Source organism: Corynebacterium sp. H127 (assembly GCF_037482665.1).
Classification (GTDB): Bacteria; Actinomycetota; Actinomycetes; order Mycobacteriales; family Mycobacteriaceae; genus Corynebacterium.
Genome location: NZ_JBBHKY010000002.1, coordinates 127,035 through 149,107 on the forward strand (window position 1 = coordinate 127,035; position 22,073 = coordinate 149,107).

Genomic DNA, 22,073 nt, shown 5'->3' on the forward strand with positions numbered 1-22,073 from the left:
GCTACAACTCATCGTTGCGGTAGGCGACAAAATCATTGACACTCGGACGGTACAGCAATAGTGCACCGATCGTGAGCAGAATGGGAATCAGCGAGATCCCCACTCCGGCAGCCTTCACCGTGAACGCGATCAAATCCACGAATACGGTGATCACCACAACGCCTACCGTCCAACGCCGCGAGTATTTCGCGCCCTTTCGCACCTGAGTCAGCAAAACAGTGATGATGAAGCCGGCGAATATGTTCCAGATTCCGATGACGCGCTGATTCGCTTCCACCGCCGCTTTAAACTGTGGCTCGACGTTCGGGTCACCGGTATAACCCGAGGTAGCCACCACGAGGCCAAAGAAGATAGCAAAGGCAGACACCACGACCAGCCACCAATATCCAACGCGCAGCGCCATAGGCTCCGTCCCCAGGTTTGCGCTCGGGGCAGAAGAAACTGGTGCGTGCGGTTGCTCGCCTCCCCGGTGCATCGACGGGAACATGTTAGTCATGGTTGATCTTTAAGTCCTATCACTTCTCAGGGATACCGGCCCGCGCCCAGTCCACGGATTCCTTCTTGCCACCGAAGATGGCGGCCAGCACGGCGCATACCGCGACTAAGATTTGAACGTAGCCGTCACACAGCAACAGTGCCACCGCAACCCCACTACCTTGTGCCATTTCAAACACGAACAGGGCGCGGATTGCTAGGTAGACCCCAAAAACGGTGAGGAAGCGACGTGCTCCTTCCGCAGACTTGTTGCCATTGTGGAACACCTTGGCCGTCCACCCGATGACAGCCACGATGCCGATAGCCAACACTCCGGCCATGATCGCCGCCAAGGATGCCATCAGACTGAGCGTGGTATCCGAAACCTGACTGAGCTGCTCCGGTGTTAGCGATTCCCGCGCGGCGGCCTTGAGCTCAGAGGTATTGAGCAGACTCATCACCACGTTGAGCAACTGGTGCACAGTTTCAAAAGCAACCACCACGAGCCAGGTCTTGAAGGCAAGCTGGACAGACTCGGGACGTTCTCGGTTAGCTGCGGGTTGCGCAGCAAGCAGCTTCTCAGGCACAGACACCTTCTTAATAGTTGGCGCGCAGGATGCGTGCTGCGTCCACCGCGAAATAGGTCAGGATCTGATCAGCCCCGGCGCGCTTGAGGGACACCAAGGCCTCCATCAGGCAGGCATCGCCGTCCAGCCAGCCGTTAGCCGCGGCGGCTTTGATCATCGCGTACTCACCGGAAACTTGGTATGCCGCGACGGGCACGGGGGATGCCTCAGCAACGGCGCGCAGTACGTCGAGGTAGGGCAGGCCAGGCTTGACCATCACAAAGTCCGCGCCTTCGGCAAGATCCAGTTCCACTTCCAGCAGGGACTCACGAATATTCGCGGGATCCTGCTGATAGGTGCGTCGATCTCCTTCCAACGAGGATCCGACGGCATCGCGGAAAGGGCCGTAGAAGGCGGACGCGTACTTTGCGGAGTAGGCCATGATCGCCACGTCTTTAAAGCCAGCCTCATCTAGGGCCTCGCGGATCGCCTCGATCTGGCCGTCCATCATGCCGGACGGGGAAACAATGTGAGCACCTGCTTTGGCCTGGGCCACCGCCATCTGTTGATAGCGCTGCAGCGTGGCATCATTGTCCACCACGGTGCTGCCGAAACGGTCAGTTGTGAGGACGCCACAATGTCCATGGGAGGTGAACTCGTCCAAGCAGGTGTCTGCCATCACGAGGATATCGTCGCCAAACTCGGCACGGACGGCTGCGATTGCCCGGTTGAGCACGCCAGATTCCGCCCACGCCGGGGAGCCTACTTCGTCCTTATCAGAATCCAGTGGCACACCAAACAGGTCGATGCACTTAATCCCGGCTTCCTTGGCTTCGGCGATCGCCGCAAGGAGCGAGTCAAGGGTGTGCTGGACTACACCGGGCATCGATGCGATGGGGTTTGGCGCATCGATGCCATCTGCAATGAACATTGGCAGGATCAAGTCCGCTGGGCGCAGCGTGGTCTCAGCCACGAAGGCCCGCATCGCAGGATTCGTACGCAGCCTGCGTGGTCGGCGAGAAATGTGCTGGGACATGTAGATGAACCTTCCTAGTTGGATTCGGGCGCGTCCACAACCTTACGACGCGCCCGGCGCTTCTTTCGTGGCGGCGGGAGCTGCCCGGCGGCGCGAAGCCCGGCTACATGTTCAGCGAGCGCATCCACCAGTTCAGTCACTCCCGCAACCTCTGGCACTACATCTACTCTAAGCCCGAGTTCCTTCGCCGTGGTGGCAGCCATCGGACCGATGCAAGCGATAATCGTGCGCTGGTGCGGCTTACCTGCGATACCTACCAGGTTCGCGACGGTCGAGGAGGAGGTGAAGCACACTGCGTCGAAGCCACCCGACTTGATCATGTCGCGGATTTCCGCAGATGGTGGCGCCGCCCGGACCGTGCGATAGGCCACGATGTCATCGACTTCCCAGCCAAGACCGATCAGGCCGTCGACAAGCACGTCAGTGGCAATATCTGCGCGGGGCAGCAGCACCCGGCCGACGGGATCAAGGTCTTCATCAAATTCGGGGAACACGCTGACCAAACCAGCTGCATTTTGCTCGCTAGGCTTCGGCAGCAGCTCTGGGGTGATCCCCAAAGCGCTCACGGCTTCGGCCGTCTTATGCCCAACACACGCGATGTGGACACCCGCGAAAGACCGAGCATCCAAGCCGAACTGGGTGACTTTTTCCCACAGTGCGTGCACTGCGTTCACGCTGGTGAGCGCGATCCACTGGTAGCGACCCTCCACGATCCCCTTGATGGCCCGCTCCATCTGGGCGGGATTGCGTGGTGGCTCCACCGAAATCGTCGGCACTTCTTGCGGGATCGCCCCATGCGAAGCAAGCCGGGTCGACATCGGACCGGCCTGTTCCTTGGAACGCGGCACTAGGACTCGCCAGCCATAGAGGGAACGATTCTCCCACCAGGAGTACTTGGAGCGGTCGTCGACACCCTTGCCCAGGGTGATCACGATGCGGCCCGGGAGCTCACCGTCGATCTTGCCCAAAGTTCCCAGGCGGGTGTCGTAGGTGCGCTGCAGGCGGGTGGTGCCATTGACGGTGACCGTCGCCGGAAGGTCTGCGGACAGGCCACGGCTCTTGAGCTCTGCGGAGATGGTCGGCAAGTCGCCGGCCTCTGCTTGGAGGACTAGCGGCTGTGGCGCGGCGGCCAGGCTGTCCCAATCCACATCCCCGCGGGAGACATCGGTTTCGGTGTAGGTAGAACCGAGAGCGATGCCAGCGAAGGTCGGCACGGTAGCCGGGAGCGACATCCCTGGGACCACGTGGAATTCCAGACCAGCCGCGGACACGGCATTGATCTCGGCGAGAACGGTATCGCTAGAAAGCGGGTTACCAGTGACTAGACGGACAACGTTTGCCCCGTCAGCCACCAGCCGTGCCAGTTGCGCCGCACGATCAGCTGCACTACCGGCGACAACCTCGTACACCTCGGCAGCTGACGGCCCCGGTGGTTTCGGCGGTCGACGGCGCGCGCCGGCAGCCTTGGCTTCAGCGCATATGCGCTCGTATTCCTGGTCAAAAGCTTTCTGTTTCTCGGGCGGAATCGGCAGATCTTCGCCGACGATCGCCCGAACGCCTGTTAATACTGCGGGGTCAACGACGGCAAGCTCGGCGCCGGCGAGGACTTCGCGGGCGCGTACCGTAAGCAAGTCGGGGTTGCCGGGGCCGGCACCAACGAAAACGACGGTGCCTACTACTTCTTGCTTCTCAGCCTGTGGGGCCTTGCTCATGTATGTCTTTTCTAATACTCAGCTGTCAGTGCCGGGTAGGCAGACAAGTTACGCGAAACAACTTGTAAATCTAAACCGACCCCAATGCATTTGGGCTCGGCTCTCGTATGCTAGGTCAACCCTAAAGCATGCGGCCTGTTTTTCTAAAAATCCTTCGCCTGCATAATCTCAGCCGCTCCTAATTCGAGCAGCCGCTGTGCCAAGGTCTGGCCCAGTTCTTCGGCTTCTGCTACAGGCCCGCAGATCTGTTCCCGCAACACCTTGGTGCCGTCAAGTGAGAACACTCCTGCCACGAGGAGCAGGGAATCAGAGCCAGCCGAAGCATAGGCCGCCACCGGGGCGGTACAGCCAGCTTCTAAGGTGCGCAGTACTGCGCGTTCGGCGGTAGCCTCCGCGGTGGCCTGCGGATCAGCAAGCGTATTGAGCGCTGCGACGATCTCCGCGTCCTCGGCACGACACTCCACGGCAAGCGCGCCTTGGGCGGGGGCTGGCATCAACACGTTGACGTCCAGCACCTCAGTTGCCCGGTCTAGGACGTCGATACGCGCCAGTCCGGCGGCAGCGAGGATGACGGCATCCAGCTCGCCGGAAGTCACTTTGCCCATGCGGGTATCGATATTGCCACGGAGCGGTCGAATATCCAGGTCTGGGCGCTGTGCTCGTAGCTGGGAGACACGACGCGGCGCAGAAGTACCTACGCGGGCGCCCTCCGGCAGCTCTTTCAGGGTCAGGCGGTCTCGGGAGATGAGCGCGTCGAAAGGATAGGAACGCTTCGGAACCACTAAGTGGAAGCGCTCATCAGGCGCGGTCGGCAGATCCTTAAAGGAGTGCACTGCAATGTCGCACTCCCCTGCTACCATCGCATCGCGCAGCGCCTGGGTGAATACGCCTACGCCAATCCGCTCGACTGGGGACATGTTGACGTCACCTGGCGTGGTGATGATGGTGAGCTCAGCCGGGTAGCCAGCGGCAATGAGCGCATCGCGCATGTGGCCGGCCTGGGTGGTTGCCAGCTTCGAACCTCGGGTGCCGATTTTCAGCATCACTTCTCCCCTTGGGTTTGGTTGATTGACATTGCCATTTTGGGAACGTTCTCTTTCGGCAAATCCTTCGCTCGCACATCAACAGAGCGAGTAGCCTCCAGCCCGAACAGTTCCTGCAGCGCAGTTTCGTAGGAAACACTGCCTGAGGTGACCGCGAGTTCCTTGACCCGGACGGTCGGCTGGTGCAGCAGCTTATCGACGACCCGTCGCACCGCCCGCTCAACTTCCTCGCGGTCCGCCTCATCCATCGTCGGCGTCCTGGTACCCAGCCTTTCCAGCTCCACGGACATGATGTCATTAGCGTGGCGACGCAGCGCCGCAACAGCGGGCACCACGTTGCGCACCCGCTGTTCGGAGATGTAGTGCTGCAGCTCGCTATCCACGATCGCGCGGGCTTCCTTCTGGGCGCCCTTCGGATTCGTATCTTGTTCTTCGTGGAGACGCTCAATGTTGACTAGCTGTACCCCAGGGATCGCGGCCACCTCGTCATCGATGTCCCGCGGCATAGAGAGGTCTACCAGCATCAGCGGCATGCCGGTGCGAGGGACGTGCTGCGGTTCGATAGTGAAGGAATCGGCGCCGGTGGCAGAAATCGCCAAGTCAACCTCGCTGAGCGCGACGCTGCGTTCCTCAAAGTCTACGGTGCGCGCACTAATACCCAGGTCGCGAGAGCGTTCTGCGAGGACTTCAGCGCGGGACTTGGTGCGGTTGGCGAACACGAGCTCGCTAATGCCGAGTCGCCCCAAGTGGGACGCTGCGAGGGAGGACATCACGCCAGCTCCTAGGACGAGAGCACGCTTTCCTAACAACGGAGATTCCCCATCAGGGAGGCCCATGAGTTCTAAGGCGCGGGTGGTGGCAAAGCTCACCATGGAGGCGCCGGCATCATCGATGTCAGTTTCCGTGTGGACGCGCTTACCGGTGTGCAGCGCGACTTGGGTGAGAGAGTGCAGGGCTTGGCCCACAGTGCCGATCTCCCCGGCGCGCTGGTAGGCGGTGCGTACCTGGCCAATGATCTGTTGCTCGCCGACGACCATGGAATCAAGACCGGAGGCCACCGTCAGCATGTGCTCAGCGGCGGCGTCGGCATAGCGAACATAGAGATGGTCTCGCAGCACATCGATGTCCACGCCCGAGCGCTGGTGCAAAACCTGTACCACCTCGTTGACTCCGGTATGAAAGCTGTTCGTTACGGCATAAACCTCCACCCGGTTACAGGTGGACACGATCATGGCCTCTGAAAGGGAGGGTTGGTCGACTAGCGCCATCGAGGTCTCGTCGCGGACAGCGTCATCCATACTTACCTGCTCCAGTACCTTTACTGGCGCAGACCGGTGGGACATACCGACTACCAGTACGCTCACGCTTTTTACTCACCGCTTTCAACAGCTCTTCCGCCGAGGGGCAAAGATCGAACTTTTGATTCACCCCAGCTGGTCGAATATTCGATCTTTCACAGTAGCCCTAATGGAGTTGTCAAGCCAACCGCGACTAGTGTGCTCCCCCACATAGCTCGGCCGCGAGCTCGGCATTATCCACTTCCCAGCAGGCGAATTCATCGCCGTCGATAAGCACGACCGGCACGCGGTCACCAAACTCGGCCGCCAGGTTAGACTGGTCCACATCAACAACCTTGAGGCGCGCCCCAGCGGCCGCCACCACTGGCTCGATCTGGGATCGCACCCTTTCGCAGGAGCCACAGGTTGCCCGAACCATCAATTCCACCAGCACCGTCAAGTTCTCCTGCTTTTTGGCCTGCCACTCCGACAGGTTCGCTACTCAATGCCTACGATTGACTATCGTACTTAAGGCCGTGGAGAGGACACATCATGGACGGATTCGCGCTTACCCCCGAGGAATTCCTCGCGAACTGGAGCGCGTCCCGAGGCAACCTGCGCCGCTTCCTGGAGGATCGCGCCCTCCCGCCTGTCGATGAGGCGAGCCAGAAGGCTGCCGGCGAGGCCGCGGTATCAGAGGCCGTCCGGACTGTGTACGACCTCGACCTCGACTCCTTCCACGCCGGCGTCGAATCTGTGTCCGGTGCATTCGAGGCGGCCGGTTCTCGCGCCGTCACGGACCCCGACCCGGACGTGCCGCAGGATCCCGGGGCGGCCGCGTTTTTCGACGTCGACAACACCCTCATCCAAGGTGCCTCCATCATCACCTTCGCCATCGGCCTCTACCGCCACAAGTACTTCACCCTGCGCGATATCGCGCCCGTGGCGTGGAAACAGCTCAAATTCCGCCTCACCGGCTCCGAAAACGCCGCCGATGTCGCGGAGGGGCGCCAGCAAGCCCTGGAGTTCATCAAGGGGCGCAGCGTGGAGGAACTGGTGGAGCTGTGCGAGGACATCGTGGACAGCACCATGCTAGAGAAAATCTGGCCCGGTACCCGCGCCCTCGCCCAAATGCATATCGACGCCGGCCAACAAGTCTGGCTTGTCTCCGCAACCCCCGTGCAGCTAGCCCAGATCTTGGCCCGGCGCTTCGGCTTCACCGGCGCCCTGGGCACCGTTGCAGAGGTTAAGGACGGTAAGTTCACTGGTCGCCTAGTGGGCGATATCCTTCATGGCCCGGGCAAGAAGCACGCGGTTGCGGCCTTAGCCTCCGTGGAGGGTTTGGAACTAGAGCGCTGCACCGCCTACTCCGATTCCATTAACGATGTACCGATGCTGTCCATGGTGGGCACGGCCGTGGCGATCAACCCGGATCGCGAGCTGTTGCGGATCGCAAGGATCCAAGGGTGGGAGATCCGAGACTACCGCTCAGTGCGGAAGGCCGTGCGAACTTTTGGGGTTCCAGCATTAGCGACCGCAGCGCTAGGACTTTACCGCTGGCAAGTGCGGAAAATATCGCGAAAACAGTCGACAGACTAGGTTGTGGGATTGTCGATGTGCTGGCTCGGGGAAATCTTCCCCGCCAACACGCGGATTCGACGCTCAATCCCCAGACCCAGACACGGTTAGACGGGGAAGACTTCGCTCCCCTGCCCCCCCCTACAACACACAAAGGCGCCCCAGATTTCTCTGGGACGCCAATGTGTGCGGAAGCTAATTGCGGCTTACTTGCCGAGCTTACGACGCTGAACGCGAGTACGGCGCAGCATCTTGCGGTGCTTCTTCTTGGACATACGCTTGCGGCGCTTCTTGATGACGGAACCCATGGGGTTTACCTCGCTTTAATAGTCGTTGTACGTACATAACCTGCCAACGTGCATACCGGCATCCTGGGTGAACCAGATTGAACCGACGTCCGAGTGCACTTTCGCCCGCCGAGCCGCCACCGCACCCTGAGCAGGCGCAGCTACGGTCACCGAAATGGCTCGCTGACACGAATGGACTTCATACTACCGCGCAGGGGGCTCGGTTCAAAAATTGCCCACACAATAGAAAACGCTCCTTAAGAACACTCGCCAGCCCAGAATATAGGCGGTGAATCTTCCTAAGGAGCGTTTGCAGGGGCCTCTTGCAGCGCAGGACTAAATTAGCCAGCGTTGTAGAAAGAGGAATCCAGGTACTCATCGACAGCGCTCTGGTGCACGCGGAAAGAACGACCCACACGAACTGCAGGCAATTCACCGGAGTGAACCAAGCGGTACACCGTCATCTTGGAAACACGCATGATTTCCGCAACCTCGGCGACAGTCAAGAAAGTGCCATTGTCTTCATTAGCCATAATCAATACCCTTCACACACGCAGCGCGCTGCAGGCTTCCCCTCCCGCAGTACGGTCACGCACGTGCTTGTGCCAGCTTACCGTGAACCATGTGACTATTGCGACATGAGTGCCAGAAAATATTTAAAGATTCGGCAGTAGCTTCCTGAGCTAACCACATCAGCCCAGCTAGTTGCCGGTTTAACAAATCAGTCACATCTTTCCCACGGGTGTACCAAAATGCAGCTATTCGGAGTCCATTTCCTGCGACACCGTCTTCGAAACCTTCTTCAGCTTCGGCGCACCCAATTCTTCAGAATGAGCCGCACACTTTTCCGTGGCACGGTAGACCATGCCCCGCAAGCCAGACTGCTCCAGTTCGCGGATCGCCTTAATGGTGGTGCCTCCCGGAGAGCTCACATTAGCCCGCAACATGGCAGGCTCCTCGCCTGTTTCTTGCATCAGCGCTGCGGCGCCCGTGGCAGCACTGACAGCCAGATTCTTGGCCAAGTCACGTGGCAACCCCAAATTGATGCCGGCATCGATCATCGCCTCGACGAAGAGGAAGAAATAGGCTGGAGAGGAGCCGGACATAGCAACCACCGCATCCATCTGGGATTCTTCAACCACGAAGACATCGCCCAGCGCGCCCAACAGATCCTTGATCTGCTCTAGTTGCTCCTCAATAACAAAGCGACCGGGACTGATCGCAGTAGTACCGCGACGAACCAGCATCGGGGTATTCGGCATCACCCGCACGATTGGGGTACCCGCCGACACGACTTCTTCCAGGGACTTCACGGCGATACCCGCCGCCATGGAGATGACTGTGGTGTCCTGGGAGTTGTTATCCAAAGTGTCCGTCACCGAGGCAAGGACCGACAGGGTGTCCTTTGGCTTAACACACAGGAAGACAACGTCTACGTCCTCGACGGCTTGATTCACGTCGGTGTAGTCAGTGACGCCGTAGGCTTCGACGAGCTCCTTGCCGCGCTCGGGGCGTCGATTAGCAACGTGGATGTCTTTCGGGTTCGTACCACCCGCCACGAGGCCCGAAATGAGAGCCTCGCCGATCTTACCGCCACCAATTACAGCAATTTTTGTCATGCAGAACACCATAACGCGGATGTCCTGCAGATGCGATTACAGGCCGATGATCAGCAATGGCCCAAAAGTAAGCGCCAAACCAGTAATGGCGGCCAGGGTCATGGAGAGGCCATCGCGTTCCGTACGCAGGGCATGCACCAAGCCAACGATGCCCAGCGTCATAGCGCCTGCCAACGCCCCAACCAGCAAGGAATTCGAATTGATCCACAGCGCCTTGAAACCGAGGAACACTGCTGCACCCAACACGATCCCGAGGACAGCCATGACGATGACGCTGCCGATGGAAATTCTGCCGCCGTCGTCCTCATCCTCTTCGGCGACAGGTTCCAGCTCCGCCTCGGCCGGCTTATCGACGACAACGGGCAACACACCCGTTTCTTCTTGGTCAAACTCCGAAACAGGCTTAACTGCCGGTTTGACCTCCGGCTCCGGCTTAGATTCAACCCGCTGCGCTGGGAAAGCATCGGTGGTGAGCTTTACTGGGTCGTCATCCTTCACCACACTGACAACCGGCGCGACTTCCGCAGCCTTTGCAGCAGCCGGCTTAGGCGCAGCCACCGGCTTGACCGGAGCTGGTTTAGGCGTGGCCAGCTTTGGTTCCGGCTTAGCTTCTGCCGGTGCTGCTGACGATTCCGCAGCCGGGGCGTCGATAGGCTGGCTGGTGTGCCGAGGTTCCGCCGGCTTCACCTCTACCTTTGGAAGAGATCCCGTGAGCTCAGCAACAGAGACACCGCCGTCTTCTAGGCTGCGACGGCGACGACGCTTCGGCGCGTCCCCACGGCCTTCTGCGGCCGCACGCGCCATCAATTCGGCAACGGTGAGCTGTTTCTCAGACATGTTAGTTATTCCAAACCTTTATCGATGCGGCGCAAAATGACACCTTCGCGAAGGGCCCACGGACAAATCTGTAGCTGTTCCAAACCTAATGCACGCATACTAGCCTCCGCGACTAGAGCGCCTGCGACAATCTGATGCGAACGATCGGAACTGATACCTTCCAGCTCTGCACGATCAGCCGCAGTCATGCGCGAAATGAAAGCAATGAGCTGCCGCAAACCGGGTGTCGTAAGAGTCCGCGTAACCCGCGGGCCTGCCGAAGAGGGAGCGGCACCAGTGAGTCGCGCCAGCGTACGGAAGGTTTTCGAGGTTGCCACTGCCAGATCCGCGGCACCGGTCGCCCTAATGGCGCGTGCAGGTTCCGCCAGCTCGGCATCTATGAAATCCCGGAGAATATTAATCTTCTTCCGCTCCGGCGGGTCCGTATCAAACCAAGTATGGGTGAGTCGGCCTGCCCCCAGATCGAGGGAGTACGCCACATCCGGTTCTTCATCGGTGCCAGTAGACAGCTCGAGGGAACCTCCCCCAATATCCAGGTTGGTGATGCGCCCCGCAGACCAGCCGTACCAGCGACGAACCGCCAGGAATGTCAGCTTGGCTTCATCGTCGCCGGAAAGCACTTCGAGCCGTACTCCGGTCTCTTTTTCCACCAGGTTAAGGATTTCTTTCCCGTTGCTGGCGGAACGGAGGGCAGAGGTAGCAAAAGGGATCATTTCGGAACATCCGAGGGTGTCAGCCAGCTCGACTGCCTCGCCGACGGCTTTCACCAGCTTGCGGATGCCCTTGTCGTCAATAAATCCTTCCGGATCGAGGTGCTCGACGAGCTTCATCGTCGTCTTCCAGTCTGACATTGGGGTGGGGTGACCACCGGAGCGGGCATCAACCGCCACCAAATGCACCGTGTTGCTACCAACGTCTAATACACCTAATCGCACCCTTATAGATTAGACGGTCTACCCTCTAAAAGTGTGAATCCCCCCGTTTTTCTCGGTTTTCCTGAAGACTCCTGCGCCGCCGCTGCCATCAACCGCGGCGATGAGCTCCCCCCAGACTTCGAGCGGGAATGGTACGAATTCACCAGCCCGGAAGACCCATTACACCAGTTCACCATCGATCTGACGTGGCTGGAGTCCTACTGGAATTGTGGCTTCGGCACCGCCGCCTGCAAGGGCATTGACGCCGAAAACCCCTCGCTCGGCTGTTGCGGTCACGGCGCCTTCCTCTCCGACGACACCGACCGGGCCCAGCTTGTCGACGCCGTGAACCGCATGCCTCCGAAATACTGGCAACTGCGCCCCGCCGACATCGACGGCGGCGATCTCGAACCCTGGCTGGAATGGGACGAACTAGACGGCGATGATGGCACCCCAGAACCCGCCCTCAAAACGGTGCTTGTCGACGGCGCATGCATCTTCGCCAATCGCCCCGGCTGGCCCACCGGCGCCGGGTGCGCGTTGCATCAATGGGCCGTCGCCGAAGGCGAAGACCTGACAGTGGTGAAGCCGGAAGTGTGCTGGCAGCTGCCATTACGCAGGCTGGAGGCCTACGAGGACCGCCCTGACGGTGTGGAGATTCTGCGCACCACCATCACCGAGTACAACCGGCGCGGCTGGGGCAATGGTGGCGAAGACTTTGATTGGTACTGCACCACCGCACCTGGTTGCCACACCGCAACGCAACCGATCTGGCGCACCAATGAAGCCGAGCTGCGCGCCTTGATGGGCGACGCTCCTTATGAGAAGCTCGCTGCCTATTGTCAGCGCCGGGCGGAGGTTGGCGCTCGGCTGGCACCCCACCCAGCGTCGGTTGCCGCTCAGGCTTCGAACTTGTAGCCCAAGCCGCGGACCGTGACTAGGTAGCGTGGCCGCGAGGGTTCCTCTTCAATTTTGGAGCGCAGGCGCTTCACATGGACGTCGAGGGTTTTGGTGTCTCCGACATAGTCAGCGCCCCAAACGCGATCGATGAGTTGCCCCCGGGTCAGCACCCGACCGGTGTTGCGCAGCAGGTACTCCAAGAGATCGAATTCCTTCAGTGGCATGGATACCTGCTGGCCAGCAACAGTAACGATGTGGCGTTCCACATCCATGCGTACGCGTCCGCCCTCGAGGATCTGGCTTTCGTCAATCTCGTTGTAGTCTGCCTCGCCACCGCGACGCAGCACTGCACGGATACGGGCGATCAATTCGCGGGAGGAGTAGGGCTTGGTGACGTAGTCATCCGCACCGAGTTCCAGTCCGACTACCTTGTCGATCTCCGAGTCGCGGGCAGTGACCATGATGATTGGCACCGCGGAAACGCTACGGATCTGCTTGCAAACATCGGTGCCGGACATGCCGGGAAGCATGAGGTCCAGCAAGACGATGTCGAACTCGCCCCGCTCGAACTCCACCAGAGCGGCCTGTCCATCCGGTGCCCAAGTGGTGGCGAAGCCTTCTTTGCGAAGCAAAAACGCAAGTGGGTCAGCCAAAGACTCTTCGTCTTCAACGATCAAAATGCTAGTCATTTAAGCTTTCGTCCTTTCACCGCGTGCGAGTACGCGGCCATGCCGTGCAGAGGGAATTTCCGGAGCTAATTCTGGAGTCTGCGGACCTTCAGAATTGGGATCATAGATGGGTAATTCAAGTGTGAACGTTGAGCCAGTTCCGAGCCTGGACCAGAGTTTGATCGCGCCACCGTGATTCGCAGCCACATGCTTGACAATAGCCAGGCCCAGGCCGGTGCCACCGGTGCTACGCGAACGTGCTTTATCCACGCGGAAGAAGCGCTCAAAGACGCGCGCCTGATCCTCGCTGCTGATGCCAATGCCCCGATCAGTCACCCTGACCAGGACTGTGCCGTCTCCCGTAATCTTTTGTGACACTGTGACCGGGGTGGAATTGGGCGAGTAATTGATGGCGTTACTGATCAGATTCGCCACCGCGGTAACGAGAAGCGACTGATCGCCGTTAACAAAAACACCAGACGGCCGGCCCGCGGTAATCCGAATGTCAGCGTTATCGGCGGCGAGCTGAGTACGGGCAATCGCGTCGCGAACCACGTCGTCGACAAGCACTGGCTCCATATCGGGCAGAGCTTCGGCGCCCTGCAGCTTCGAGAGGGAGATCAGCTCATTGATCATGTCGGCCATGCGGTGCGCTTCACGTTGCAGGCGGGTGCCAAAATACTCAACCGATTCTTGGTCGTCGCTGGATTCCAGCAGCGCCTCGGCTAGCAGCGCCATGCCACCGACGGGGGTCTTCAGCTCGTGCGAGACGTTAGCCACGAAGTCACGGCGAGCGGACTCCATGCGCACGTTTTCAGATTCGTCGGTGGAATAGATCACGTTGTAGCGCAGGTCAACCAGGGTGAGTGGCTGGATCACTGCCTGAACGGCTGTGACCCGTGAGCCGGTGCGTCGCTTCGGGCTTTTCAAATCCAGAGTGCGAGTCTCCTGGTCCTCAAAGACCTCTTGCGTGACCGACCACACCTGTTCATTGACAGTTCGCTCATGGACAATGCCCATGTCATGCGCCTTGCCATTGGACAAGATGACCTCGCCATGTCGATCCACCACCACGATGCCCGTCGGGGCGCCCTGCACTGCCAAGTGCAGCACCTGGCTGACCGTGGTGACCTGGTTCGTGGACAAAGTACTGGCCACCTTGTGCCGACGATAACGCCGCTTCAGAAAATCGGCAGCAGGAAAAGCGAGCGCAGCACACGCCACGCCCGCTATGAATCCCAGCACAACCGACATTAAAGTGGGCTACTTGCCACCCTGTGCTGCCACAGCGGCAGCACCCGCGGCCGCAGCCTCTGGATCCAGGTACGTGCCACCAGGATTGAGGACGGTGCCGTTTTCATCCAACTCGTAGACCAGCGGGATACCGGTTGGAATGTTCAGGCCTGCGATGTCCTCATCAGAAATGCCATCCAGGTGCTTGACCAGTGCGCGCAGGGAGTTTCCGTGTGCTGCAATCAGTACGTTCTCGCCCTTCTTGGCGCGTGGCAGGATTTCTTCCTCGTAGTAAGGGACGAAGCGCTTGACCACATCGAGCAGGCACTCGGTATTAGGAACCTTGTCCAGGTTTGCGTAACGAACGTCGCCGACCTGGGAGTACTCGGAGTCTTCGGCGAGCTCTGGTGGTGGAGTGTCGTAAGAACGACGCCACGCCATGAACTGCTCCTCGCCGTACTTTTCCTTGGTTTCTGCCTTATTCAAGCCCTGCAGTGCACCATAATGACGCTCGTTCAGGCGCCAGTCGCGCACCACTGGGATCCAGTGGCGGTCGGCCTCGTTGAGGGCGATATTGGCAGTGCGGATCGCACGACGCAGCAGGGAGGTGTACAACACGTCGGGAAGAATGCCCTGCTCCTTGAGCATTTGGCCGCCACGCTTAGCCTCGGCTTCGCCTTTTTCAGTCAAGTTGACGTCGACCCAGCCAGTGAACTGGTTAGAAGCGTTCCACTCACTTTGGCCATGTCGCAGCAAAATTAGCTTTCCAGTAGTCATGGGTTCTATCTTGCCAGCGTTCGCTCTGCTGCGCTGACTATTACCCCTCCTAGTTGCGCTGCAGCGAACAGGCAGGGTTATGAGCCCTCTGGGTGCCGGTCATAACAGCCATGGATCGAATCGGTGAGCACATCGTTGTATACGCCGGTGAGGCGTTCCGCCGTTGCCGTCCAGGAGAACTGCGCCGCGTGGTCTACTGCTTCTTCGGACATGCGGATGCGAGCTTCGTCGTCATCGAGCACTGCGGCAAGGGTGTCCGCCCAGTCTTCCGGATCATGGCCGTCGACAAGCACGCCGCTCTCCCCCTCTGCGACAGCGATCGGCAGCCCACCGACCCGCGCCGCAACGACGGGGGTTCCAGTAGCTTGGGCCTCCATCGCCACCAAACCGAAGGACTCGTTGTAGCTTGGCATGGCAATCACGTCCGCCGCACGATAAATGCTGACAAGTTCCTCCGGGGGCCGCGGAGGCAGGAAGCGCACGAAGCGGGATACCCCCAGCTGCTGCGCCAAGTCGCGGTAAGTGTTTGTGCTGGTCGACGCCCCGGAGGGCCCGCCGCACACAATCACCAAGAAGTCCCGGTCCGGGTTCCTGCGCACCAGCTCTGCGACGGCACGAATCAGCACATCTGGCCCCTTGAACACCTGCAGCCGACCGACGAAGGCAATGACCTTGGTATGGATCGGAATGCCCAGGTGGCGGCGGGAACGTTCCGTGGCCCGATCATTGCCCGGATTGAACAGATCTACATCCACTCCCGGCGCGACCACCGCCACCTTGTCCTCATCGACGTCATAATGCACGATGAGGTCCTTGCTCTCCTCCAAGGTGTTGACCACCAAGCGGTCAGCGTTGTCCGCTATCTGCTGCTCGCAGATGCGTCGAGACTCGGATTCGACGGAGTCGTGCGCACTACGATGAGCGTTCTTCACCGCAGCCAAGGTATGCGAGGTGTGCACCAGCGGAATTCGCCACACATCGCGGAGCAACCATCCCACCTGGCCAGAGAGCCAATAGTGGGAGTGCACCAAGTCATAGCTCACGTCATTGCAACGAGCGAAGACAAGGATGCCGCCTGCGAAGGCAGCGAGCTGCGTGGGCAGCTCCTCCTTACTGAGCCCTTCATAGGGGCCAGCGACGATATTGATCACCCGCAGCCGCTCAGAGAGCTGGATAACCTCCCCTTGGCTGGGACGGGTTGCACGCGTGTACACGTCCACGTCAATCCCCTGTTCGGCGAGCTTGCAGGCGGAGTTGAGCACGTAAACATTCATGCCCCCAGCATCGCCCTGCCCAGGCTGCTGCAGCGGAGAAGTATGCATCGAAATCATCGCAATACGCATGGGCCCATCTTAGTCGCCCACCTGCCCCGCGACTGAGCGGAGTGGTTAGACTGATGACTTAAACCAATCCTGTGAGCAATCTGGCGATTGACGGCTATAAAGAGAGGTACCATGTCTGCTTTCGAAACCAAGGCCTGGCTCGATCATTACCCGGAGTGGACCCCGCACCACCTGGACTACGGCGACATGACCATCATCGACGCCTACGACAACAACTTGAAGGACCACGCAGACGACCCGGCTTTAAACTTTTTCGGGCGTCGTCACACCTACGCTGAAATGGACCGGCAGGTGCGCCGAGCAGCAGCTGGTTTACGCGCATTTGGGGTGCGCCCCGGCGACCGCGTGGCCATCCTGCTGCCGAACTGCCCACAACACCTCATCGCCTTCTACGCGATTTTGAAGCTCGGTGCGACTGTGGTGGAACACAATCCGCTGTACACGGCGCACGAGCTGGAGCACCCTTTCCAGGATCACGGCGCACGGGTAGCGATCTGCTGGGACAAGGCAGCACCGATGCTCGAAAAGCTGCGCGCTTCAACCGCGCTGGAGACCGTAATCTCGGTCAACATGATCGAGGCGATGCCCACGCTACAGCAGGCGGCATTGCGGCTACCTATCCCTATGCTGCGCAAATCGCGCGCCAAGCTCAGTGGTGAGGCACCGAATACCGTGCCGTGGGAAGTGCTTCTCGGCTCCGCCATCGGTGGCGATGGTTCCGACCTTGAGACTGATCCCGAGCTAACTAAAGACACTATTGCGCTGATTCTGTACACCTCTGGAACCACGGGCGCACCTAAGGGAGCGCAACTGAGCCACGGCAACATGGTGGCAAACATGCGCCAGGGCAAGGTATGGGTTCCGGAACTCGGCAATCACAAGGAGGTCTTCCTGGCGGCGCTTCCGATGTTCCACGCTTACGGTATGACCATGGTTGGACTCGAGGGGGTCTATTGTGGCGCCGAGATAATACTGCTGCCTTCGCCAGACATGAACCTGATCATGAAGGTTCTGAAGAAGAACCGCCCAACGTGGATTCCAGGTGTTCCTGCGCTGTACGAGAAGATCATCGAGGCCGCAGAAGAAAATGGGGTGGATATCTCCAGCGTCCGAGCCTCTTTCTCGGGGGCCTCTTCACTGCCAGTAGCTACCGTGGAGCGTTGGGAGAAACTTACCGGAGGCCGCTTGGTGGAAGGCTACGGGCTGACCGAGTGTTCCCCGATTCTGGTGGGCAATCCCATGGACGGCAACCGTCGCCCGGGATACATCGGTGTGCCGTTCCCTGACACTGAGATCCGCATCGCCAACCCAGACAACTTGGATGAGACCCGGCCCGATGGGCAAGAAGGCGAGTTGCTCGCAAAGGGCCCACAGGTCTTCCAGGGCTATTTGAACCAGCCGGAGGCTACCGCGGCCTCCTTCCACAATGGCTGGTACCGCACCGGCGACATCGGCATCATGGAGGAAGATGGCTTCATTCGCCTCGTCGCACGCTTGAAGGAGGTCATCATCACGGGTGGCTTCAATGTCTATCCGGGCGAAGTTGAGGAAGTCCTCCTGGAACACCCCGACGTAAAGGAATGCGCCGTGGTTGGTTTGCCGCGCAAGGACGGCTCGGAATCGGTGTGTGCCGCAATCACTCTTGCCGAGGGCGCGGCGCTGGATCCGGAAGGTCTGAAAACGTACTGTCGCGAGCAGCTGACCCGCTACAAGGTTCCGCGGCGCTTCTACCACTTCGAGGAGCTTCCGACGGATCAAATGGGCAAGGTGCGTCGCCGTGAGGTGCAGGAACAGCTCATCTCCCGGCATGGCGACGCCTAACCTGCGCAGCCGCACGCTTATCGACGACGCTGGCCGATACTAAGCTCCAACCTGAAACAGGATACAATTTTTAGCATAAAAGTATCATTGTGATTCTAGGAGCGAAGAAATGTCAGCGTTTGAGACCAAGGCCTGGCTGGAGCAGTACGCAGAATGGACACCGAAACACCTCGACTTCGGGGATGCAACGCTGCTCGATTCCTACGACAACACGCTGGCAGAACACGCCGACCGCGTTGCCATTGACTTCTTCGGCCGTTCCCTGACCTATGCGGAGTTGGACCGTCAAGTCCGCCGCGCCGCCGCCGGATTGAAAGCTTTCGGCGTGCGCCCCGGCGACCGCGTCGCCATCCTGCTGCCCAACTGCCCCCAGCATGTCGCGGCGTTCTTTGCCATTCTGAAGTTGGGCGCAACCGTGGTCGAGCACAATCCGCTCTACACAGCGCACGAGTTGGAGCACCCCTTCAATGACCACGGCGCCCGGATAGCGATCTGCTGGGACAAGGCCTCCCCTATGCTCGAAGATCTGCGGGATAAGACCGCCCTGGAGACGATCATTTCGGTCAACATGATCGAGGCGATGCCTTCGCTACAGCAGGCTGCGTTGCGTCTTCCCCTCCCTGCTATCCGCAAGGCCCGCGCCAAACTGAGTGGAGAGGCCCCAAACACCGTGCCTTGGGAACTGCTCATTGGTACCGCCATTGGTGGAGATGGCCATGGTTTGGAACATTCCACTACTGTGACCAAGGATTCCATCGCCCTCATCCTCTACACCTCCGGCACCACTGGCGCACCCAAGGGTGCCCAGCTCACACACGGGAATCTGCATGCGAACCTCGAGCAAGCGATGGCGTGGGTTCCAGGGCTTGGCGACGGCAAGGAGAGATTCCTCTCCGCACTGCCGATGTTCCATGCCTATGGCCTGACCACATGCATCTTGATCGGCATCCACTGCGGCGCAGAACTCATCCTGCTCCCAGCTCCAGACATGAAGCTGATCATGAAGAACATGCGCAAGAACTCCCCTACCTTCCTGCCCGGCGTGCCAACTCTCTATGAGAAGATCGCGGAAATCGCCGAGGAGTCCCAGGTGGACATCACCAGCGTGCGCAACTCCTTCTCCGGCGCTTCAGCCCTCCCGGCAGACATTGTGGAACGTTGGGAGAAGATCACCGGCGGTCGCCTCGTAGAAGGCTACGGACTCACCGAGTGTTCCCCCATCCTCGTAGGCAACCCGATGGACGGCCGACGCCGCCCCGGCTACATCGGTTTGCCGTTCCCGGATACCGACATTCGCATTGCCAACCCCGATAACCTGGATGAGACCCGGCCCGATGGGCAAGAAGGCGAGCTGCTTGTCAAGGGGCCGCAGGTCTTCCCCGGCTACCTCAACCAGCCAGAGTCCACTGCCGAGTCCTTCCACAACGGCTGGTACCGCACCGGCGATGTCGGCGTCATGGAACCCGATGGCTTCATCAAGATCGTTGCCCGCATCAAGGAAGTCATCATCACCGGCGGCTTCAACGTCTACCCGGTAGAGGTGGAGGAAGTACTCAACAGTCACCCAGACGTAGCTGGTTGCGCCGTTGTCGGCATCCCCCGCAAGGACGGCTCCGAAAACGTGTGCGCAGCGATCACCCTGGTCGAGGGCGCAGCTATGGATCCAGAAGCTCTCAAGACCTTCTGCCGTACCCAGCTGACCCGCTACAAGGTACCTCGCGTGTTCTACCACTTCGAGGACCTGCCACAGGATCAGATGGGCAAGATTCGCCGTCGCGAAGTACGAGAGCAGCTTATTCAGCGTTACGGCTTGTGACCACTTCAGCCACCACCGCCGCAAAGCGTTCGATATAGTCACGCACAAAATCGGCGGTGCCGGTACCGCTAAGCCGGCCGTCGGCGTCGAAAAGCTCTGGGGAGCGGCCTAGGAATACCTCAGGCTGCCCCGGCAGCGGCATGTCAAAATAGGACAGCGCCAGGCGCAGGTTTTTCTGCGCACTGTACCCACCCATCCGACCGACGGAATGACTGATGATTCCTGCCGGATTACCCCGCCAGGCAACGTCCGCGTTCGGCTTCGATCCAATATCCACCGCGTTCTTCAGGCAAGCGGGAATCGTGCGGTTGTTCTCGGGGGTGACAAAGAGGATGCCGTCAGAAGCCTTGATCGTCTCCCGAAACGCGGTGTACGCCGGCGGGAGCTGGATTTCACGCACCTCGGGGTCGTCATAATCGAAGTTGTAAAGGGGCAAGTGGGAGATCTCAACGATCTCGGCGTTGAAGTTAGTTGGAAAGAACTCCACCGCGTTTCTTGCGATACGACGGGCATAGGAGGCCTTGCGCAGGCTTCCTACCACGATGCTAATCCGGTAATCGTGCATGTTAATCACCTTTCCTGGTGCAGTAGTACTAGAAGTCCCAATCGGAGTCGGAGGTTGTCTCGGCTTGACCGATGACGTAGGAGGATCCGGAACCAGAGAAGAAGTCATGGTTCTCGTCGGCACCTGGCGCAAGCGCAACCAACACCTCCGGGCTCACCTCGGTTTCTTCCGCGGAGAAGCGCTCCCGGAAGCCGAGGTTCATCAGTGCTTTGTTCGCGTTATAGCGCACAAACACCGCCACCTCTGCGGTTAAGCCGAGGGGTTCGTACAGCTCAGCGGAATACTTCAGCTCCAGCTCATAGAGCTCTTCCAGCAGGCCGAAGGTGAATTCCTCCAGTTCAGCGCGCCGCTGCGGGGCATGCTGTTCCAATCCGCGCTGGAACTTGTAGCCGGAGTAGTAGCCATGGACCGCCTTGTCCCGCAGAATGAGCCGTATCATGTCGGCGGTGTTCATCAACTTGCCGTGCGCAGCAAAATGCAATGGCAAGTAGAAGCCGGCGTAGAGCAGGAGCGAAGACAGCAAGGTGGTAGCGATCTTTCGCTTTAAACAATCCGCACCGTAGTAGTACTGCATGAGCATTTTGCCGCGGCGCTGCAGGAGATCATTGTGCACCGCCCAGTGGTAGGCGCTGTCTATTTCTGGAGTGCTGGTGAGTGTGGAAAACACCGAAGAGTAGGACCGGGCATGCACGGACTGCATGAACGCAATGTTGGTATACACCGCTTGCTCATGATCAGTAAGACCATCTTGGATTTGGGAAACTTCACCGACGGTCGCCTGGATGGTATCCAACATGGTCAGCCCGGTAAATACCCGGATCGTCTGCCTGCGCTCCACGTCGCTGAGCTGCGCCCAGTCTTGAAGGTCATTGGACAACGGAACTTTCTCCGGGAGCCAAAAGTTTGCGGTGAGCCGGTTCCATACTTCGAGGTCCTTTTCATCATCAACCCGGTTCCAATTGATGGGACGCAGGCGAGCCTCCGGCGTAGTACGAAATCCCGGGGGTGATATTGCGGTTACGGGCATTAGGAACGGGTCCTTTCTCGTTGAGGGGTGTTAGGGGAGTTTTCCCAAAAGGCTTCGAGGCCGCGATTCACACGGGCAAGGTCGCGCTGGGTACCTAATAGTTCAAAGCGGTATAGCTCGGGAACCTGGCATTTGGCAGCGATGATCGGCCCGGCGATGCAATAGTCCACGCCGAAGTTTGTGTTTCCGGCGGTAATTACGCCACGCAGGTAGGAGCGGTTGACAGGGTCGTTGAGAAAGGCGATCACCTGCTTGGGCACTGCACTGGCCCGCTTTCCGCCGCCATAGGTGGGGACTACGAGCACGAAAGGACGGCAGACCCGAATCATCGGCTCCTTTTTGAGGCGCAGTGGAATCCTGACCGCGGGCCGTCCGAGCCGAAGGATAAATCTGTGGGTATTGCCGGAGACACTGGAGAAATACACCAGTTCGGGAGATTGGTCTGGGGTCAAATCCCGGAAACCAACCAAGGAGGGGGAGCTCATTTGAGGTGGGCCACCTTTTCTTCATGCTGGAGCTTATTGAACCTTAATGTTACGCTACACAGTAGTTATAACTACGTTGAACCGTAGTTTGCAAG

At 59.4% G+C, this 22,073-nt stretch carries 23 protein-coding genes; 4 read left to right on the plus strand and 19 right to left on the minus strand.

Annotation, left to right across the window (positions count from 1 at the left end; all coding sequences use genetic code 11):
• Position 1: 1 nt before the first annotated feature.
• The 7 genes from WG936_RS03180 to WG936_RS03210 form a co-directional block, all read right to left on the minus strand.
• Positions 2–496 (minus strand): hypothetical protein, encoded by a 495-nt coding sequence (locus WG936_RS03180; RefSeq protein ID WP_339572088.1) that lies wholly within the window; start codon positions 494–496, stop codon positions 2–4.
• A gap of 19 nt (positions 497–515) precedes the next feature.
• Positions 516–1,061, minus strand: coding sequence for a hypothetical protein (locus tag WG936_RS03185; protein WP_339564373.1), 546 nt, complete (start codon positions 1,059–1,061; stop codon positions 516–518).
• Positions 1,062–1,071: 10 nt separating this feature from the next.
• Positions 1,072–2,076 carry a porphobilinogen synthase gene (gene hemB / locus WG936_RS03190; protein WP_339564374.1) on the minus strand — a complete coding sequence of 335 codons (1,005 nt, stop codon included), beginning with the start codon at positions 2,074–2,076 and terminating at the stop codon, positions 1,072–1,074.
• A 14-nt stretch (positions 2,077–2,090) separates the two neighbouring features.
• A complete protein-coding gene (locus WG936_RS03195) occupies positions 2,091–3,788 on the minus strand; it encodes a bifunctional uroporphyrinogen-III C-methyltransferase/uroporphyrinogen-III synthase (RefSeq protein WP_339564375.1) in 1,698 nt (565 codons plus the stop codon).
• A gap of 143 nt (positions 3,789–3,931) precedes the next feature.
• A complete protein-coding gene (gene hemC / locus WG936_RS03200; RefSeq protein WP_339572089.1) occupies positions 3,932–4,834 on the minus strand; it encodes a hydroxymethylbilane synthase in 903 nt (300 codons plus the stop codon).
• Positions 4,831–6,195 (minus strand): glutamyl-tRNA reductase, encoded by a 1,365-nt coding sequence (locus WG936_RS03205; RefSeq protein ID WP_339564377.1) that lies wholly within the window; start codon positions 6,193–6,195, stop codon positions 4,831–4,833. The genes hemC and WG936_RS03205 overlap by 4 nt, the downstream gene beginning before the upstream one ends.
• Before the next feature lie 127 nt (positions 6,196–6,322).
• Positions 6,323–6,547, minus strand: coding sequence for a glutaredoxin family protein (locus WG936_RS03210; protein ID WP_339564422.1), 225 nt, complete (start codon positions 6,545–6,547; stop codon positions 6,323–6,325).
• A gap of 113 nt (positions 6,548–6,660) precedes the next feature.
• On the opposite strand from WG936_RS03210, the gene WG936_RS03215 reads away from it, so the two are divergent.
• The gene (locus WG936_RS03215; RefSeq protein ID WP_339564378.1) at positions 6,661–7,707 is read left to right on the plus strand and encodes an HAD-IB family hydrolase; all 1,047 of its coding nucleotides are present in this window, start codon (positions 6,661–6,663) and stop codon (positions 7,705–7,707) included.
• A gap of 185 nt (positions 7,708–7,892) precedes the next feature.
• Here the strand turns inward: WG936_RS03215 and WG936_RS03220 are convergent, their stop codons facing one another.
• From WG936_RS03220 to WG936_RS03240, 5 genes are all read right to left on the minus strand, one after another.
• Complete coding sequence (locus WG936_RS03220) at positions 7,893–7,994, minus strand: 30S ribosomal protein bS22 (RefSeq protein WP_003855542.1); 102 nt, start codon at positions 7,992–7,994, stop codon at positions 7,893–7,895.
• A gap of 320 nt (positions 7,995–8,314) precedes the next feature.
• The gene (locus WG936_RS03225) at positions 8,315–8,506 is read right to left on the minus strand and encodes a helix-turn-helix domain-containing protein (protein WP_339564379.1); all 192 of its coding nucleotides are present in this window, start codon (positions 8,504–8,506) and stop codon (positions 8,315–8,317) included.
• A gap of 225 nt (positions 8,507–8,731) precedes the next feature.
• Positions 8,732–9,592, minus strand: a complete 861-nt coding sequence (gene proC / locus WG936_RS03230) for a pyrroline-5-carboxylate reductase (RefSeq protein WP_339572090.1) — start codon at positions 9,590–9,592, stop codon at positions 8,732–8,734.
• Between the two features lie 36 nt (positions 9,593–9,628).
• Entirely contained in the window at positions 9,629–10,429 is an 801-nt protein-coding gene (locus WG936_RS03235; RefSeq protein WP_339572091.1) for a hypothetical protein, read from the minus strand.
• A gap of 5 nt (positions 10,430–10,434) precedes the next feature.
• Positions 10,435–11,364 (minus strand): Ppx/GppA phosphatase family protein, encoded by a 930-nt coding sequence (locus WG936_RS03240; protein ID WP_339564382.1) that lies wholly within the window; start codon positions 11,362–11,364, stop codon positions 10,435–10,437.
• A gap of 33 nt (positions 11,365–11,397) precedes the next feature.
• On the opposite strand from WG936_RS03240, the gene WG936_RS03245 reads away from it, so the two are divergent.
• Positions 11,398–12,261: a hypothetical protein gene (locus WG936_RS03245; RefSeq protein ID WP_339572092.1), complete on the plus strand. Its 864-nt coding sequence runs from the start codon at positions 11,398–11,400 to the stop codon at positions 12,259–12,261.
• On the opposite strand, the gene WG936_RS03250 is transcribed toward WG936_RS03245, so the two are convergent.
• The 4 genes from WG936_RS03250 to mshA all read right to left on the minus strand — a co-directional run bounded on the left by WG936_RS03250 (position 12,243) and on the right by mshA (position 16,264).
• Positions 12,243–12,932 (minus strand): response regulator transcription factor, encoded by a 690-nt coding sequence (locus WG936_RS03250; protein WP_339564384.1) that lies wholly within the window; start codon positions 12,930–12,932, stop codon positions 12,243–12,245. The two genes, WG936_RS03245 and WG936_RS03250, sit on opposite strands and share 19 nt — an antisense overlap.
• Positions 12,933–14,165, minus strand: a complete 1,233-nt coding sequence (locus tag WG936_RS03255; RefSeq protein WP_339572093.1) for a sensor histidine kinase — start codon at positions 14,163–14,165, stop codon at positions 12,933–12,935.
• Between the two features lie 9 nt (positions 14,166–14,174).
• On the minus strand, positions 14,175–14,921 hold the full coding sequence (locus WG936_RS03260) for a phosphoglyceromutase (RefSeq protein WP_339564386.1): 747 nt from the start codon (positions 14,919–14,921) through the stop codon (positions 14,175–14,177).
• A 77-nt stretch (positions 14,922–14,998) separates the two neighbouring features.
• Positions 14,999–16,264, minus strand: coding sequence for a D-inositol-3-phosphate glycosyltransferase (mshA, locus tag WG936_RS03265; protein WP_339572094.1), 1,266 nt, complete (start codon positions 16,262–16,264; stop codon positions 14,999–15,001).
• Positions 16,265–16,375: 111 nt separating this feature from the next.
• Here mshA and WG936_RS03270 point away from each other — a divergent pair, with 111 nt between their 5' ends.
• Together WG936_RS03270 and WG936_RS03275 are read left to right on the plus strand one after the other, a co-directional pair.
• A complete protein-coding gene (locus tag WG936_RS03270; RefSeq protein ID WP_339572095.1) occupies positions 16,376–18,085 on the plus strand; it encodes a long-chain-fatty-acid--CoA ligase in 1,710 nt (569 codons plus the stop codon).
• Between the two features lie 109 nt (positions 18,086–18,194).
• Entirely contained in the window at positions 18,195–19,901 is a 1,707-nt protein-coding gene (locus WG936_RS03275; protein WP_339572096.1) for a long-chain-fatty-acid--CoA ligase, read from the plus strand.
• Here the strand turns inward: WG936_RS03275 and WG936_RS03280 are convergent.
• Genes WG936_RS03280 through nrdI form a run of 3 tightly spaced genes read right to left on the minus strand, consistent with a single transcriptional unit; the run spans position 19,879 to position 21,978 of the window.
• On the minus strand, positions 19,879–20,466 hold the full coding sequence (locus WG936_RS03280) for an NADPH-dependent FMN reductase (protein WP_339564390.1): 588 nt from the start codon (positions 20,464–20,466) through the stop codon (positions 19,879–19,881). The two genes, WG936_RS03275 and WG936_RS03280, sit on opposite strands and share 23 nt — an antisense overlap.
• Before the next feature lie 28 nt (positions 20,467–20,494).
• Complete coding sequence (gene nrdF / locus WG936_RS03285; RefSeq protein ID WP_339564391.1) at positions 20,495–21,493, minus strand: class 1b ribonucleoside-diphosphate reductase subunit beta; 999 nt, start codon at positions 21,491–21,493, stop codon at positions 20,495–20,497.
• A complete protein-coding gene (gene nrdI / locus WG936_RS03290) occupies positions 21,493–21,978 on the minus strand; it encodes a class Ib ribonucleoside-diphosphate reductase assembly flavoprotein NrdI (protein ID WP_339564392.1) in 486 nt (161 codons plus the stop codon). Before nrdI ends, nrdF begins: the two co-directional genes overlap by 1 nt.
• Positions 21,979–22,073 lie beyond the last annotated feature (95 nt).

Coding starts and splice junctions, on each gene's coding strand:
- WG936_RS03215 (WP_339564378.1), top strand. CDS start 6,661: ATGGACGGATTCGCGCTTACCCCCGAGGAATTCCTCGCGAACTGGAGC.
- mshA (WP_339572094.1), bottom strand. CDS start 16,264: ATGCGTATTGCGATGATTTCGATGCATACTTCTCCGCTGCAGCAGCCT.
- WG936_RS03235 (WP_339572091.1), bottom strand. CDS start 10,429: ATGTCTGAGAAACAGCTCACCGTTGCCGAATTGATGGCGCGTGCGGCC.
- nrdI (WP_339564392.1), bottom strand. CDS start 21,978: ATGAGCTCCCCCTCCTTGGTTGGTTTCCGGGATTTGACCCCAGACCAA.
- proC (WP_339572090.1), bottom strand. CDS start 9,592: ATGACAAAAATTGCTGTAATTGGTGGCGGTAAGATCGGCGAGGCTCTC.
- WG936_RS03270 (WP_339572095.1), top strand. CDS start 16,376: ATGTCTGCTTTCGAAACCAAGGCCTGGCTCGATCATTACCCGGAGTGG.
- WG936_RS03250 (WP_339564384.1), bottom strand. CDS start 12,932: ATGACTAGCATTTTGATCGTTGAAGACGAAGAGTCTTTGGCTGACCCA.
- WG936_RS03275 (WP_339572096.1), top strand. CDS start 18,195: ATGTCAGCGTTTGAGACCAAGGCCTGGCTGGAGCAGTACGCAGAATGG.
- WG936_RS03180 (WP_339572088.1), bottom strand. CDS start 496: ATGACTAACATGTTCCCGTCGATGCACCGGGGAGGCGAGCAACCGCAC.
- nrdF (WP_339564391.1), bottom strand. CDS start 21,493: ATGCCCGTAACCGCAATATCACCCCCGGGATTTCGTACTACGCCGGAG.
- WG936_RS03220 (WP_003855542.1), bottom strand. CDS start 7,994: ATGGGTTCCGTCATCAAGAAGCGCCGCAAGCGTATGTCCAAGAAGAAG.
- hemB (WP_339564374.1), bottom strand. CDS start 2,076: ATGTCCCAGCACATTTCTCGCCGACCACGCAGGCTGCGTACGAATCCT.
- WG936_RS03210 (WP_339564422.1), bottom strand. CDS start 6,547: ATGGTTCGGGCAACCTGTGGCTCCTGCGAAAGGGTGCGATCCCAGATC.
- WG936_RS03280 (WP_339564390.1), bottom strand. CDS start 20,466: ATGCACGATTACCGGATTAGCATCGTGGTAGGAAGCCTGCGCAAGGCC.
- WG936_RS03195 (WP_339564375.1), bottom strand. CDS start 3,788: ATGAGCAAGGCCCCACAGGCTGAGAAGCAAGAAGTAGTAGGCACCGTC.
- WG936_RS03225 (WP_339564379.1), bottom strand. CDS start 8,506: ATGGCTAATGAAGACAATGGCACTTTCTTGACTGTCGCCGAGGTTGCG.
- WG936_RS03260 (WP_339564386.1), bottom strand. CDS start 14,921: ATGACTACTGGAAAGCTAATTTTGCTGCGACATGGCCAAAGTGAGTGG.
- WG936_RS03255 (WP_339572093.1), bottom strand. CDS start 14,165: ATGTCGGTTGTGCTGGGATTCATAGCGGGCGTGGCGTGTGCTGCGCTC.